The organism is Cytobacillus sp. S13-E01, assembly GCF_029193815.1.
Classification (GTDB): domain Bacteria; phylum Bacillota; class Bacilli; order Bacillales; family Bacillaceae_L; genus Bacillus_BV.
Map to the genome: position 1 here is coordinate 45,478 of NZ_JARFVC010000006.1, position 15,543 is coordinate 61,020.

Consider the following 15,543-nt stretch of genomic DNA (forward strand, 5'->3'; position numbering starts at 1 on the left):
GATGACAGAGGCGTATTTGTACTTATGAGTACAGAATTTAGCTATAAATTCTGATTAACTAAAGAAAACTTGGCTGGCCCTAAGCCTTTCGGTGACTGTCTAGTTGCTCTTACCTTATCAGTAAGTTCTTTAAAACAAGAGGGAGAAGTTCAGATGAAGTATTCAGAATCTGGAACACCTAATTACATGAAGTTTCTTAATAAGAAAAAGGTATTACAATTTATCATGTCTGCACAGAACGATTCCTATTGTCGTGCGGATCTTGCAAAGGAATTAAAAATTAGTAAACCAACTATATCAAATATAGTTGATGAATTAATTTCAGAGGGGTGGGTTTTGGAATGTGAGAGTGAGTTTACAAGCTCTCAAGGGGGACGAAAGCCTGTTTTCCTTTTATTTAATAAAAATGCAAAATTCGTTGTTGGTGTCGATATTGGAGGAACTGCAGTTAAACTAGCTCTACTTAATTTAGATGGGGAGATTATGATTCAGTCTTCGCTTCCAACTCAAAAAATAAGCTCCGAATCACTTGTAGAACGGATCGCAAATGAGATTATTGATATGGTTGCGCAGTCCAAGCTTGATCACCATCAAATATTAGCTGTTGGTGTTGGAGCACCAGGAATAACTGATGTAAGTAAAGGCAATGTCGTTGAAGCGCCAAGCTTGGGTTGGCGCAATTACCCATTGAAGGCGGAGCTTGAGAATCTCATACCTTTTCGAGTAAATATTGAAAATGATGTGAATGTGGCTGTGTTAGGTGAACAATGGAGGGGCGTTGCTAAGAACAAACAACATGTAATCCTCATTACATTGGGTACTGGGGTCGGCTGCGGCATTATTATTAACGGTACTTTATATCATGGTGCAAAATATGCAGCAGGTGAAGTAGGTTATATTATTACAGATAAGGGAAAAGCAAAGCAATCGTATCCATCCATGTTTGCAGGTTATGGTTTTTTAGAAAATCATGTTGGTGGGCCAGCGATTGTTAATCAATTTTTAAAAATTCTTAAATCAGAGAATATGCTTGCATTATATGATATTTCTGATGAAGAGTGGACTGCGAAAAATGTGTTTAAGCTTGCGATCGAAGATGATCCACTTGCTTTAAGGGTAATTGATGATGTGATCGATAATGTTGGGGTAGCAATCATCAATATCGTCTCGATCTTAAATCCTGAAATAGTGGTACTTGGAGGCGGAATTTCTGGGTCTGGTGCATGGTTTTTACCAAAAATAAAAGCTTGGCTAAAAAGTCATCTACCAGAACAAAGTCAAATTGAAATACAAATTACAAAACATACCAATGTTTCATTGTTAGGTGCTGTTTCTTTATGTCTGAGGAATGACGAGCTTTTTAATACGGGGGGATGATGGTTTATGTTTTCAAATGATTTTAAAGTGATTGATATTCATGCACACCTACCATGGCAAGTAAACTTTATTAGGCGAAGTGAAATTGCCGATCAATATAATGCTGAACGTTCTGAGCGAATGAGACTCACATGGGATTTTCCAAATCCAGCCTCTGAAAAAGATGAAGATCGAGCCATTCCAATTATGGATAGATGGAAGGGTGAGCTTGATAAATATGGATTGGAAAAAATGATTTTTTTAACTTCATTGAATAATGATGATTTAGCGGAAAAGGTGAGTCAGTATCCCGAGCGTTTTATCGGATTTGCGCATCATCCGATTGAGAGTGAAAACGCACTTGAAGAATTAACAAGAGCAGTCGATGAACTTGGCTTAAACGGATATAAGATGATGGGACCATTGGTCAACAGACCCTTACATGATCCAACCTTATTGCCTGTTTGGAGATTCCTCGCTGACAGAAAGCTACCTGTCCTGATTCATTTTGGAATGCTTGGAAGAGCAGGTGGTATTGTTGAACATCAAAACATCAATCCATTAGCGATTTTTCGAGTAGCTAGTGAATTCCCAGAGATTCCTATAATTATTCCCCATTTTGGAGCAGGTTATTTTAAGGAATTACTTCAGCTATGCTGGAGCTGTCCTAATGTTCATATAGAAACATCGGGCTCAAACCAATGGATGAGATGGATGCCTTATCACTTAGATTTAGAGATCCTTTTTCGAAAAACGTATGAGTTAATAGGACCTGAACGAATTGTTTTTGGATCTGACTCAAATGGATTTCCACGTGGATTTGCTTATCGCTACCTTCAAGATCAAGTTCGCACATGTAGAGACTTAAACTTTAGGGAAGAGGATATCGAAAGTATTTTTGGTAATAATGCCCGTAGACTACTTAACCTTCAGAGTGGAGTGGAAGGATGACGAAGAGATCTCAACTATATGTGAAAAGTGTATTGACTCCTATCTTTGAATTTACGCGTGAACATTTTTATTCGTATATTCTTGAAATTAGTATTGTCCATGTGTCAATGCTTGGAAAACAAGGGATTTTACCAGAGGAATCAGTGGGGAAAATCATTGAGGCTTGCGGAAAATTACTCGAAACCGACTATCAAAAGGAATATGATTCAGAGTTTGAGGACCTATTTTTTATGATCGAACATGATCTTAAAGAAAGTATTGGTGATGAGCTAGTCGGAAATATGCATATTGCCTTTAGCCGGAATGACATGGATGCAACGATGTTTCGAATGTTTTGGAGGGAACATATTATTGAATGGTTTGAGCAAATTGACCAATTAATAGAGGTCCTTTTAAAAATAGCAGATGAACATAAAGATACAATCATCCCAGCATATACACATAATCAACAAGCCCAGCCAACAACTCTTGCCCATTATATTATCGCAGTCGTTCATCATTTGGAAAGAGATCTTGAGCGAGGTACTTCATTATTTGAGCGAATTAATGTCTCACCAATGGGAGCTGCTGCCTTAGGGACAACGGGCTTTCCAATTGACCGTGATTACGTTGCAGATCATTTAGGCTTTGCTAAAGCTATGGAAAATTCCTATGATGCCATTGCCGCAGCCGATTATATGCTCGAGCTGGCAAGTGTTCTTATTACTTCACTGAGTTCATTATCGCGCTTTGTTTATGATTTAATGCTGTTAACAACAAATGAAGTAAAAGGTATGACGATACATAGCAGCTTAGTCCAAACTTCAAGTATAATGCCACAAAAAAGAAATCCATCATCTTTAGAACATACCCGGTCATATATTAGTAGAACAATAGGTGAACTCCAAGCAGTTTTTCCAATGTCACATAGTGTTCCATTTGGCGATATTGTCGATATCGGAGATGACATCCAGCCGATTTTATATAACGGTATAACAGAAACAAAGGGGATAGTTGCACTACTTTCTGAAATACTTGAGAATACAACCTTCCATAAGGAAGAGCTTTATAACAAATGTAAAAATGGCTTTTCAACTGTAACGGAACTTGCTGATGTGCTTGTTAGAAATCACCAGCTATCATTCAGAGAGTCACATCAAATTACACAAAGATTTGTAGGGATGCTTTTTGAGAAAAACCAAGTATTACTAGATGGTAACGCCGGTATAATAAATAGGTTAGCAAAAGAAATAATTGGAAAAAACGTACATTTATCAGAAACTGAGTATGAAGCAGCAATTGATCCAATCCATTTTGTAGCTGTTAGAAGTGTAAAAGGTGGACCAATGCCTGCTGAAACGACTAGACAAATAGAATTATCTAGGCTGAGAGTCATAGACTTTAACAAACAAGTTAATGAGAAAAAGGATACTATTCGCAAGTATCAATTAGATCTTACCAATCTAATGAACCAAACTGCGAACAAAATAAAGGAGGGTCTAAAAAATGAAAGGTAAAAGCTTACTTAGTTTCTTATTACTAACGTTGATGGCGGCAATTATTGTTGGTTGTTCTGGTGGCGGTGATAATGCCTCAACCGACACAGAAGATGGAGAGGTTATCGAATTAGAGTATTGGCAGTATGCGTATAAATCCAAGGTAGATCTAATGGATGAGTTAATTAAAGAATTTGAAGATGCAAACCCTGGAATTAAGGTTAAACAAACGAATTTTCCTTATGAACAATACAATGAAAAGGTTGCTACATTAGTTCCAGCAGGTAGAGGACCTGATATTATTAACCTCTATTATGGATGGGTACCAAAATACGTTGATTCTGGCTATTTACAGCCGCTTCCTAAAGATGCTTTTTCAGATGAAACGATTGAGAATGAATTTTTCCCATTAGTTGAATCTGTAAAGCTTGATGGTGAGTATTGGGCCATTCCAACTGCTGTTCGTACATTAGCACTATTTTATAACAAAGATTTATTTGAAAAAGCTGGATTAGACCCTAATGCACCCCCAAAGGATTGGGATGAATTAGTTGATTATGCTACAAAGCTTACTGAAAGAGATGCAAATGGAAAATTAATCACAGCTGGAATGGCATTTGAATTAGGTGGTCAGTTACACAACTGGTTCCGTGATGCACTAATCTACCAAGCTGGTGGTCAAGATTTAAGTGAAGACCGCAAGAAAATTTTATGGAATGAAACTCCTGCTGGCTTAGAAGCTTTTAAGTATATGATGGAATTAACAACTCTTCATAAAGTCGGGGAAAAAGGCTTTTATGAAAACGATGTAACGGCTTTTAAAACTGGAAATGCAGCAATGAATATTGACGGATCCTTCCGTTTAGGTACATTAGCAACAGATGCACCGGATTTAAATTATGGTATCGCTCCACTTCCTTCTTATAAAGATAAAGCTACTCAGTCATCTTTCTGGGCTAATGGTATTACGTCAAAGGTTGAAGGTGAAAAGCTTGAGGCGGCATCTAAGTTCCTTCAATTCTTAACAAGTGATGATGTGATGGAGCGTTGGATGGACAAAATCGGTGAGCTTCCGGCGAAAGAAGCGGTAGCCACACAAGATAAGTATGCAAATGATGAAAAAATTGGACCATTTATTGAGCAGTTACCATATGCTAATGCCCACTTCTTTGTTGATGAAAACCTTGAAAGAGATTATGTATTGGAAGCTGGAGACAAAATCATACTTCAAGGAATGTCAATTGAAGATGCTTATAATGAGTTAGTTGAGAGAACTCAAAAATTATATGATGAATACTGGAGTAACAAATAGTACTTGTAAAAGATATTTACTTAGAGAGGCTAGGATGTTACTAGTCTCTCTGTCCTTACATGGAGGTGAAATGCATGGCGAAAATAAATCATAAAAAAGACCTAGCTATTACACAAAACGTGAAAAATAAACAGCCGAAATTTGAGTTTACACTTAAACAGCAGAAATATATCTTTGTGTATTCTTGCTTGTTGATCCCACTGCTATTTTTCATCGTCATTCGCTTTGCCCCTACATTGTATACATTTAATGTAGGGTTTCGTGAATGGGATATATTATCACCTGAAAAACCTTTTGTAGGAATGGATAACTATGTAAATCTTTTTAAGGATGAAGTGTTCTTGAAATCAATGTTAAACACAATTATCTATGTTGTAGTAGGGGTAAGTGGACAACTAATCATTGGTTTAGCGATAGCGCTAATGCTACAAAGAATAAATAGGTTTGTTGGGTTATTTCGAGTGATTTATTTCATCCCCTACATTACAAGTATTGTAGCTGTAAGCTGGGTATTTAAATGGCTATTAATGCCTAATGGAATCGTCAATGACTGGCTTGTGAAGCTGGGATTCGAGTCACAGCTCTTTTTAGGTTCACCAACACAAGCCATCTACGTCATCATTGCAACAATGATTTGGCAGGGATTAGGTTTCCAAATGATTATTTTTTTAGCGGGACTTGAAAATATTCCGAAGATGTTTTATGAAGCAGCGGATATAGATGGAGCGAATGGCTGGCATAAATTTAAAAGTATCACTATTCCTTTATTAAACCCGACAATTGTCTTTTCCGCGGTTATTGGGAGTATCGGCTTTCTTCAATCATTTACGCAGGTGTTAAATATGACTCAGGGTGGACCCCTAAATTCATCGAATACCATGGTTCACTATATATATCAGCTAGCATTTCAACAATACAAAATGGGTTATGCGGCAGCAGCAACGGTCATTTTATTCCTGATTGTCTTATTACTTACACTTTTTCAAATGAAAGTACTCACGAAAAAATTTGAGTACTAATGAGTGATGGTGTAAATAAAGAGGGTGAAAACATGCTAATGAACAGTCCAAGAACAAAGCGCAAAGTCTCAACAGCTTTCGTATATATTGTATTACTAATCGGAGCAATTTTTATGATATTTCCATTTGTTTGGATGGTATCAACATCATTTAAAGCACCTATGGATGTGTTTTCATTACAAATTATTCCTGAAAATCCTACCATCAGAAACTACATAAGAATATTTCAAGAATCTTTATTCGGGACGTGGTTTTTAAATAGTTTGATCGTTGCCACAATTACGACGATCAGTGTCGCATTTTTTGATACATTGGTTGGCTACATTCTTGCTAAGTTTACGTTTAAAGGAAAACACTTCATCTTTATTGCAATCTTAAGTTCGTTGATGATTCCAACAGAAATGCTTGTTATACCGTGGTATATCATGTCAACCGCCTTTGGTTGGGTTGATACATATTGGGGAATCATGTTTCCTGGGGTTATTTCAGCTTTCGGTATCTTTTTGATGAAGCAGTTTATGGAATCCATACCGAATGATTTATTAGATGCAGCAAGAATTGATGGAATGAATGAGTTTATGATCTTCATTAAAATTGCTATTCCACAAGTATGGCCTGCACTATCTGCACTTTGTATCTTTACTTTCCTAGGAAATTGGAACGCATTTCTGTGGCCACTAATCATTATCGAATCATCAGAAATTCAAACACTACCAGTCGGACTCGCCTATTTTTCTGGCGAGAATGAAGACTATTGGGAGATGATTATGACAGGGGCAACGGTTGCAGTCATTCCGCTCATCATCGTATTTCTTTTCTTCCAACGTCATATCATTAAGGGTATTACATTAACAGGATTGAAATAAATTTACAGGGGCTGGCTCAGATACTGAGTTTCAGTCTCTTTTTTTGAGGTTTTAACGGAAAATAGTCTTTATTGGAAGATTAATTGTTTTATTTTCTAAAAAGTTATTATTTGTATCTGAACATAATGGCCCGGGCGCATGATTGTGGATGGTTCCAAAAGAGATTTATCCCACGTCTAAGGGGCAGTAAAATCCCCACTGATTGAAGGTTCACTTTATAGTTAACTGAACGTTTTAAAGACTTACTAGATAAGGTCCTTATGCTAATGGTTTTGTTTTAGATTTTTAACCGGTTATAACTGAGGTTGAATAATGCTGGCTCTTAATGAAAGGTGATATATTAATTGTAATTGGTGATAATGCAGATTTACGCAGATTTGAAGAATCAGGAGTTTAAATCGCTTAAAAGTAATTTGAATTTTTTAAAAATTGATATTATAATAATTGGAAAAAGGGGTTATTCAATGAACATAGTTATTGCTCCAGATTCTTATAAGGGAAGCCTGACATCACTTGAAGTAGGAAATGCAATTAGCGATGTTTTTAAAGAAGTGATACCAGAAGCAAATCTAAAGGTCATTCCGATAGCTGATGGTGGTGAAGGAACTCTTGAAGCATTGCTCTTTGCAACAGGTGGGCAACAAATTCCAATTGAGGTAATTGGTCCATTAGGAGACCGCATTTTAACCGAATATGGCATATTAGGTGATAATAAAACAGTTGTCATTGAGATTGCCAAAATTGCTGGGCTAACGATGATTCCTAAAGAATTACAAAACCCTATTAAAAGTACGACATATGGAGTTGGAGAAGTAATCCTTGATGCATGCAATAGAGGATATCGAGATTTTATTATTGGACTTGGTGGAAGTGCCACTAATGATGGTGGTTTGGGGATGCTTCAGGCTTTAGATGTTACGTTTTTAAATGAGCAAGGAGATCAAATCGTTCCAATAGCTGCCAATTTAGCTAAAGTCAAGAAAGTAGACTTCTCAACAATCGATCCACTTCTAATGGAGTGTCGTTTTCAAGTCGCCTGTGATGTTGTCAACCCATTATGTGGTGAGCAAGGTGCATCCGCTGTGTATGGGCCTCAAAAAGGGGCGACAGCGGCTATTATAAAACAATTAGACGAAGGTTTAGCTAATTATGCCTGCATGATTGAAGATGCACTACATAAAAAGTTGCAAAATATCCCTGGAGCTGGTGCTGCAGGAGGTTTAGGTTTTGCATTTTTAACAATAAATGGTGAACTCACTTCAGGATCAAAGTTGATTTCAGAAGCGTGTGATCTCGAGAATGCTATCCGTTCTGCAAATTTAGTGATTACAGGTGAAGGGCAGAGTGATCATCAAACTTTGTTTGGAAAGGCTCCAATGTTCATAGCAAATACGGCGAAGAACTATGAAGTACCAGTTATATTATTATCTGGTAGTTTAGGCAATGGGTTTGAAAAATTAACCGATGTGTTTACGGCATGTTTTTCGATTACGAATCGGCCGATGACATTGGAAAACTCGATAGAAGCAGCGGATGATTTATTACGTCATCAAGCTAGAAATATTGCGAATCTAGTAAACTTAAACTTTAGAAAAAATGAATAGGCCAAGTGGCAACCAATGTGTGGTCGCCTCTTTCCTTTTAAATTTTAGTTTAAAAATAATACCATCAAATCTTCATCTAAATAGACATTTTCGTCTGGATCTTGTTGCAAAGCTTCTAACCGTAACTTTAAATAATCGGCTGCATCTAGTGCTGTTAAGACTCTTACTTCCATTTTTAAATTTCATCCCCATTTATATTTTTTAAATGAGTATAACAAATTATAACAAAAAAGGTATATTATTTTTAAAAAGATAAGAAAGTATAAAAATTTGAACCTAGTTTTAGTGTCTAGCTCCGGGCGCCATCGGCTCGAGGTCATAAGCCAATCCGTCCGGAAGGTAAAGAACAACCTTCCAGCCGGCTTGTCTTATGCTTGTCGCCGATAGGCGGGCGCCCTGCGCTTTTCTTGTTGACCTCCGTAAATTGTAAAATAGTAAGGTAGAAACGTGAATGGAGCTGATAAAAGATGCCTGATTTTACATATTATCTAGTAGATGTGTTCACCAATCATGTATTTGCTGGAAATCAACTAGCTGTATTTCCTAATGCTGAAGGTATTTCAACGGAACAAATGCAAAAGATTGCAAGGGAACTAAATATTTCTGAGACATCATTTGTTCTGCCTGCAAAAAATGAAAGGAACAACAAGAAACTTCGGATTTTCACGCCAGCCGTAGAGCTCCCAATGGCAGGGCATCCGACAATTGGAACTGCGTATGTACTAGCAAGTAGAAAACTTATTGAAACAAATGAAGGCGCAACTGTGGTGGTGTTCGAAGAAAATGTTGGTGATATTGGTGTCACGGTTCATAAATTGAAGGGTGAGGTTTCAAAAGTTGAAATGGAGCAGCCGATCCCACAGTTTGGTGATATTTATAAGGATAGTGATAAGATAGCCAAGCTGTTATCACTTAGTACGGAAGATATCGACCATAGTCTACCAATCCAATCCGTGTCCGCTGGTGTCCCTTTTTTATATATTCCTTTAAACTCGCTGTCTGCCTTGAAAAAAATTAAATTTCGTTTAGATATCTGGAAAGATCATTTTAGTGCATATGAGGATTTTAAACATGTGTTTGTCTTTTCACGTGAAGTTGAACATAAAGGTTCTACTATCCATAGCAGAATGTTTGCGCCAGCAATGGGAATACCGGAAGACCCCGCAACAGGTGCTGCAAGTGGTCCGTTAGGTGCTTATTTGGTCCATTATGGTGTAACGAAAGAAAATATAGATGGGGAGTATCAGATAGTCAGTGAACAAGGAATAGAAATGGGGCGAGCAAGCTTTATCGACATAACAATTTTGAAAAAAGATGATCAGATTAGTAGTGTTAAAATTGGTGGTTGTAGTGTCGATATTGGTGAAGGACGACTTTATTTATAATAAGGCCTTTTTGTAAGCTCATAGTCGTGATGCCTTGAGAACTTCATTTTAAAAATATAATTAGTAAATAAATGATATTTTTTTACAAATAATGGTATTATTGTAGTGTTGTGTTAATACTTTTTTAAAAAGGGTTATTTTAATTGTTAGGTGTTTTAATACCAGTCCAGGAGGGGTATTATCCTAATCATATATATTGCAACCTTAGTCATATATGCCATTGCCATTGGATTGATTGGATTTGGTTTGTTGTTATTATTTGTTAGAGATGATAAGAAAAAAGCACTTTTTGTTCTGATTATAAGTGTAGTGTTGTTTGTACTAGCTTTATCAAGTAACAAAATTCGTACCCAAGCTAACGAGTTAACACAACTTAAAGCAAGTCATATTGCACTAACTCAATATTACGAAAGAGTATAAGTGAAATTGTACTGATGATTACTTACAAAAGGCATTTTCAGATGAAGGTGATAATCAGGTTTGGAAGATTATCATACTAGCAATCTTTTCCAAAAAAGAAGCTTGATTATGTACATTTTTAATAAATTAGATTATAATATAGTATAGTTGAAGGAGGTGGATAGGAATTGGACGATGACGAACCTGAGGGTGAGAGTAACAATGTAAGAACTATGTGGATTGTTATAAAAACCAGAGTGTATCTAAATACGATTTATTATAGACGGCAATGATTATCTCTTTAGTAAATAATGCGGTTTTAAAACACAAATTATTTAATATGGAGGATGAATTGTTTGTTTATAGAAATTTTGGTTTTAATGATACTCATAGTGCTTAATGCCTTTTTTGCTGCATCTGAAATTGCTCTAATCTCATTGAACGATAACAAGATAAAGGCAATGGCTGAAGCTGGTAATAAAAGAGCAAGATTGTTGCACAACCTTTTGAACGAACCAAGTCGCTTTTTAGCCACTATACAAATAGGAGTTACCCTGGCCGGATTTCTGGCGAGTGCGTTTGCAGCCGGTAGTTTTGCTGGTAAGATTGCGCGTTTTATCTTTATGACAGGGGTACCATTATCAGAAAAGGTTCTTGAGACCATTTCGGTAATCTTGATAACTTTACTATTATCGTTTTTTACCTTAGTAGTGGGTGAACTTGTTCCTAAACGACTAGCCATGCAAAAAGCAGAATCCATTTCCATGTTCGCAGCAGTACCGTTGACAATACTTTCAAAGGTGTCTGCCCCATTTGTAAAATTATTATCATTATCAACAAACACGATCATTCGACTTTTTGGAGTCGATCCCCATTTGGATGAAGACAATGTAACGGAAGAAGAAATCCGGATGATGGTTGATGTAGGAGAAGAGAACGGATCTATACAGACTAGTGAAAAAACGATGATTAACAATATTTTAGAATTCGATAATAAAATTGTCTCAGATATCATGACCCATCGCACAAATGTAATTGGTATTTCAATAGATACAGAATTTAGTGATCTTGTAAAACTAATCAATTACGAAAAATATACAAGATACCCTGTTTATAATGAAGGTCTCGATAATATCGTTGGTATTCTTCATGTGAAAGATATGCTTCAATTTATAGAGAGTGGAGATAACCATTCATTTAACCTCAAAAATTTGATGCGAACGCCTTATTTTGTTCTCGGCTCTAGAAAGACAGACGATTTATTTTTAGATCTACAAAAGAACAAAGTCCATATGGCTGTTGTTATTGATGAATATGGTGGAACAGATGGGATTGTAACTATAGAAGATTTAATTGAAGAAATCGTTGGTAATATTTTTGACGAATATGATGAGCATGAAGAAGAGCATGAATATAAGCAGCTTGATGCTAACACGTTCATGATGGAAGGAACAGTAAGTTTATATGATGTAAGAGATCTATTGAAGATAGACTTACCTGTTACGGACTATGATACCTTAAGTGGTTTTATAATCGGACAGCTTGGAAATATTCCAACTGAAGATGAAAAAACGGTAATCGAGTTTGATGGTATCAATTTTTATGTCGATCAAGTTGATGAAAAAAGAATTACAAAAATAAAAGTACAAAATAATAGATTTATTGTTGCATCGTAAAAACTAAAAGCAGACCTAATATATTAGTAAGTAGTTCGATTATGAAGTAGAAAACTCAATTTAACAAGTTAAATAACCAGCTAATTCAGACAATTTTTGCCAACTCAAAACGCATAGAAAACGCAGAGGTTTTAACATTAAACCGTTCCGTTTTGAGGTACACAGGCGGTAAATTGACATTAGAAATGGCATACGAATCAATGTATGCCATTTTCCTTTTATATAGGGATTTATAATACCTCTTATAGTAAAATAAAACCACTAATGACAAAATAAATTTAAAGGACAATGCTTACTTGGACACTCAAAATTAAGTGTCAATTGGGATGTCAATTATTACACATTTCCATATACATCAGAAGTCATCTCCTAAATTTAGTAACCAGTGATCGTTAAAATAAGAGGAGATTTTCCGGTTAAATTACGTAATAAGGCTTGGTTCGGGGTATATAAGCGGAGGTTTTCCGCTTATGCAATGCAAAATGATCCATTTTGACGTTTTTTGTGTAAATAGTCGGAATCCTTCCGTCTATTTAAGCTATTTTAAGTGCTATTTCGTAATTAATTTCTCCGCTTATTAAACCATGCTGATTCCCTCATCTCTTGGTCCTTGAGGTTTGTCTTATGCTTGACTTGCACAAGATGTGCTGATGTCGATGTTCGCCACAGGACGTGGTGGGTTTTAATCGACGATCAGGTAAGCGGGCGCGCCTTGCGCTTTTCTTGTTTTAAATTGTCTGGTTATGGATAAGATCCGGTGTGGATCGCAGTATGAAGAGTTAATATAATGTATAATATTGATTGACTAATTAATTTATAGTGGTAGAGAGGAATCTGGACTAGTTCCTCTTCTCTTCACGATTAACCCAATAATAATGAGAATAACTCCTAGTACAAGGAACGTTAGATCATAGATAATTGCGTTTGGATCGCCTGGTTTTATACGATGGATTTGAAAGATATGATGATTTGTTATCCCTTCTATTAAATTAAAAGCACCTCCACCAATCAAAATTCCTCCAATTAGTAGACTTACTCCTTTGGCAAGATCAGTTGGTTTTCCCGCTAGCCATAAAAGAACTCCACCAACCACTAAGGCAATGGTAACTGCAAAATTGAATATTCCATCACTAATGATTTGCCCAGAACGGTTTGTATCCATAACAACACTGTGCCATTGTAATAGTTGATGAAAGATAATTCCGTCAAGAGCACCTAAAAAACCGAATCCTATTACAAAACTACCAGTTATACCTTTAATGCTTGAATTGGTGCCCATTTTTATCTCCTTGTTAATCATAATTAGTACATTTTTACATTATGGGCAGAAAAGGATAATAGTATACCAAAGTAAGAAAGTGTGCATCGGTTATATGTACACTGTCTGTTTCCCGATCGGATAACCAGGCGAGCAAGTATTAAAGGGATTAAAAGCTATGTGATAGAATTAAAACTGAACCATCATTGAGAATGGCTTAAAATATATATTTTTTACTTATTTCTTTACGGATTTCATTTTCAGAAAGAGCATTACATATTTAGTAAATATACTAATTAACGAATAAATGAAAAGTGAATAAATATGACGCCAAGTTAACATCTTATATACACCAGCCAATTGGGCGAGTGGCTCTGCTACGTATGAGATAAAACCAGCAAGAATAATCGTTGCAATAATGAATTTTTTTGATCATTGACCCATTGATAGATAAGCATAAATGGGATGATCACTAAGGTAACATCATATGGATAAAATTGTGGAAATAAGTAGGATGACAAGCGGACTGGGTATGTCCACAGCATCATATTACTACCTATCGAGTCTAATATGGTTGCGATCGTACCTAAAAAAAGTCCATAAGTCATTACTTCAAAAATTCTTGTTTTATCTAGTAAAAGCCACCATATAATTGGTGGAAATATTGTAAACAGTACAAGTAACCACCAAGGTAAAGTCATGAAATTATGCTGATACCAGTATTGTTGAATCATTTTAAAAAGGTTCCCTTCAGCCTCGAGAACTTTTTCAAAAGACGAATTATGGCTCGTATTTAGAACAGAAAACATATTCATCACCAAGGTTCACACTCCTTATATTAGAATGTGACAAATGTTTAAGTATAATTCATCAGTTTAGAATAGTGGTAGATGTGATCCTATCAAGAAAAAACTGCCAAAACATTGACGGTTTTAGTTAGTTATCGTAAAAGTCACCTCTACTACTATTTACGTATCATCTACAAAAAGGGTACGCCAAAAATAAAGTTGCAAACTAAAAGAAGGGTAGGGTAATATTATTGAAAAATACATAGAAGAACCTAATGTCTTCGCACCAAGTGAAGTTTGGACTATAGAGTTTTTTTAGCATAAAAGGGGATGAGTAGAATTGATACGATTCGGTTTCATTGGTACTAATTGGATAACAGATCGTTTGATTGATGCAGGTAAAAAGAATGAAGACTTTGCTTTGACAGCGGTATATTCTAGAACGGAGGAAAGAGCTAGAGAGTACGCGGTTCTGCACGAAATAGAGTTAACTTTTACGGACCTTGAGGAAATGGCTAAGAGTGATGAAATTGATGCTGTCTATATAGCTAGCCCAAATTCATTTCATGTAAAGCAAGCTATTATATTTATGAACTATGGAAAGCATGTTCTTTGCGAAAAACCTATGGCAACAAACACTGCTGAGTTAGACTTGCTTTTTGAAGTAGCAAAGAGAAACAATGTTTTACTAATGGAAGCATTAAAAACAACTTTCCTTCCAAACTTTAAAATGATAGAGAATAACTTACATAAACTTGGGAAAATCCGTAGATATGTCGCTAATTATAGTAAATATTCATCCCGTTATGATGCTTATCGACAAGGTACCGTTTTAAACGCATTTAATCCAGCATTCTCAAACGGATCATTAATGGATCTTGGCGTGTACTGCATTTATCCAATGGTTGTTTTATTTGGAGAACCTCGAGAGCTTAAAGCCTCAAGTTTATTACTAGAGTCAGGAGTAGATGGAGAAGGGAGCATGATCCTTGAGTATGATGGGATGGATGCGATTATTATGCATTCTAAAATCTCAAATTCTTATTCGGTGTCTGAAATTATCGGGGAAGAAGCAACAATTGTCATAGATAGTATTTCTGAACCAGAACATGTTGAGATTCGTTACAGAGATGGGCGGGTTGAAAAAATAAGCGAACCACAAGAAGAAAATGCGATGTATTATGAGGCTAAAGAGTTTATTGATTTAATAAAGACCGGAAAATCAGAGTCGACTGTGAATTCGTATGAACATTCAAGAATCACCACTAAGATTATAGATATCGCAAGGAAGCAAACTGGGGTTGTTTATCCTTCAGATAAGTAATACGTATAGTGTACTGGAGAACTACTTTAAAGGAGTAGTTCTTTTTTCTTTAGAGAAATTATAGAAAATACTTGTAAAGCGCTTTCAGTTGTCTTATAATTCAACTAAATCGATTTACTAAACCGGTTTA

General features: G+C 36.0%; 13 protein-coding genes. 10 read left to right on the forward strand and 3 right to left on the reverse strand.

Going from position 1 to position 15,543, the window contains the following annotated elements:
* The first annotated feature begins 153 nt into the window (after positions 1-153).
* The 7 genes from PY093_RS06290 to PY093_RS06320 all read left to right on the forward strand — a co-directional run bounded on the left by PY093_RS06290 (position 154) and on the right by PY093_RS06320 (position 8,583).
* On the forward strand, positions 154-1,377 hold the full coding sequence (locus PY093_RS06290) for an ROK family transcriptional regulator (RefSeq protein ID WP_275645034.1): 1,224 nt from the start codon (positions 154-156) through the stop codon (positions 1,375-1,377).
* 6 nt (positions 1,378-1,383) lie between these two features.
* On the forward strand, positions 1,384-2,307 hold the full coding sequence (locus PY093_RS06295) for an amidohydrolase family protein (protein ID WP_275645035.1): 924 nt from the start codon (positions 1,384-1,386) through the stop codon (positions 2,305-2,307).
* Complete coding sequence (argH, locus tag PY093_RS06300) at positions 2,304-3,803, forward strand: argininosuccinate lyase (RefSeq protein WP_275645036.1); 1,500 nt, start codon at positions 2,304-2,306, stop codon at positions 3,801-3,803. Before PY093_RS06295 ends, argH begins: the two co-directional genes overlap by 4 nt.
* The gene (locus PY093_RS06305) at positions 3,793-5,094 is read left to right on the forward strand and encodes an extracellular solute-binding protein (protein ID WP_275645037.1); all 1,302 of its coding nucleotides are present in this window, start codon (positions 3,793-3,795) and stop codon (positions 5,092-5,094) included. The genes argH and PY093_RS06305 overlap by 11 nt, the downstream gene beginning before the upstream one ends.
* 74 nt (positions 5,095-5,168) lie before the next feature.
* On the forward strand, positions 5,169-6,113 hold the full coding sequence (locus tag PY093_RS06310; RefSeq protein WP_275645038.1) for a carbohydrate ABC transporter permease: 945 nt from the start codon (positions 5,169-5,171) through the stop codon (positions 6,111-6,113).
* 32 nt (positions 6,114-6,145) lie between these two features.
* Positions 6,146-6,979: a carbohydrate ABC transporter permease gene (locus tag PY093_RS06315; protein WP_275645039.1), complete on the forward strand. Its 834-nt coding sequence runs from the start codon at positions 6,146-6,148 to the stop codon at positions 6,977-6,979.
* Positions 6,980-7,443: 464 nt separating this feature from the next.
* The gene (locus tag PY093_RS06320) at positions 7,444-8,583 is read left to right on the forward strand and encodes a glycerate kinase (RefSeq protein WP_275645040.1); all 1,140 of its coding nucleotides are present in this window, start codon (positions 7,444-7,446) and stop codon (positions 8,581-8,583) included.
* Between the two features lie 44 nt (positions 8,584-8,627).
* Here the strand turns inward: PY093_RS06320 and PY093_RS06325 are convergent, their stop codons facing one another.
* Positions 8,628-8,756: a hypothetical protein gene (locus PY093_RS06325; RefSeq protein WP_275645041.1), complete on the reverse strand. Its 129-nt coding sequence runs from the start codon at positions 8,754-8,756 to the stop codon at positions 8,628-8,630.
* A 294-nt stretch (positions 8,757-9,050) separates the two neighbouring features.
* On the opposite strand from PY093_RS06325, the gene PY093_RS06330 reads away from it, so the two are divergent.
* Positions 9,051-9,968: a PhzF family phenazine biosynthesis protein gene (locus tag PY093_RS06330; RefSeq protein WP_275645042.1), complete on the forward strand. Its 918-nt coding sequence runs from the start codon at positions 9,051-9,053 to the stop codon at positions 9,966-9,968.
* A 755-nt stretch (positions 9,969-10,723) separates the two neighbouring features.
* Positions 10,724-12,043: a hemolysin family protein gene (locus PY093_RS06335; protein WP_275645043.1), complete on the forward strand. Its 1,320-nt coding sequence runs from the start codon at positions 10,724-10,726 to the stop codon at positions 12,041-12,043.
* Positions 12,044-12,857: 814 nt separating this feature from the next.
* Here PY093_RS06335 and PY093_RS06340 read toward each other — a convergent pair.
* Positions 12,858-13,322, reverse strand: coding sequence for a DUF2243 domain-containing protein (locus PY093_RS06340; protein ID WP_275645044.1), 465 nt, complete (start codon positions 13,320-13,322; stop codon positions 12,858-12,860).
* 356 nt (positions 13,323-13,678) lie between these two features.
* Positions 13,679-14,116, reverse strand: a complete 438-nt coding sequence (locus tag PY093_RS06345) for a CBO0543 family protein (RefSeq protein WP_345774227.1) — start codon at positions 14,114-14,116, stop codon at positions 13,679-13,681.
* Positions 14,117-14,429: 313 nt separating this feature from the next.
* Here PY093_RS06345 and PY093_RS06350 point away from each other — a divergent pair, with 313 nt between their 5' ends.
* On the forward strand, positions 14,430-15,413 hold the full coding sequence (locus PY093_RS06350; protein WP_275645046.1) for a Gfo/Idh/MocA family protein: 984 nt from the start codon (positions 14,430-14,432) through the stop codon (positions 15,411-15,413).
* The last annotated feature ends 130 nt before the right edge of the window (positions 15,414-15,543 follow it).

Excerpts from the sequence above, each read along its gene's own strand:
- PY093_RS06290 (WP_275645034.1), top strand. The coding sequence starts at position 154 with ATGAAGTATTCAGAATCTGGAACACCTAATTACATGAAGTTTCTTAAT.
- PY093_RS06295 (WP_275645035.1), top strand. The coding sequence starts at position 1,384 with ATGTTTTCAAATGATTTTAAAGTGATTGATATTCATGCACACCTACCA.
- argH (WP_275645036.1), top strand. The coding sequence starts at position 2,304 with ATGACGAAGAGATCTCAACTATATGTGAAAAGTGTATTGACTCCTATC.
- PY093_RS06305 (WP_275645037.1), top strand. The coding sequence starts at position 3,793 with ATGAAAGGTAAAAGCTTACTTAGTTTCTTATTACTAACGTTGATGGCG.
- PY093_RS06310 (WP_275645038.1), top strand. The coding sequence starts at position 5,169 with ATGGCGAAAATAAATCATAAAAAAGACCTAGCTATTACACAAAACGTG.
- PY093_RS06315 (WP_275645039.1), top strand. The coding sequence starts at position 6,146 with ATGCTAATGAACAGTCCAAGAACAAAGCGCAAAGTCTCAACAGCTTTC.
- PY093_RS06320 (WP_275645040.1), top strand. The coding sequence starts at position 7,444 with ATGAACATAGTTATTGCTCCAGATTCTTATAAGGGAAGCCTGACATCA.
- PY093_RS06325 (WP_275645041.1), bottom strand. The coding sequence starts at position 8,756 with ATGGAAGTAAGAGTCTTAACAGCACTAGATGCAGCCGATTATTTAAAG.
- PY093_RS06330 (WP_275645042.1), top strand. The coding sequence starts at position 9,051 with ATGCCTGATTTTACATATTATCTAGTAGATGTGTTCACCAATCATGTA.
- PY093_RS06340 (WP_275645044.1), bottom strand. The coding sequence starts at position 13,322 with ATGGGCACCAATTCAAGCATTAAAGGTATAACTGGTAGTTTTGTAATA.
- PY093_RS06345 (WP_345774227.1), bottom strand. The coding sequence starts at position 14,116 with ATGAATATGTTTTCTGTTCTAAATACGAGCCATAATTCGTCTTTTGAA.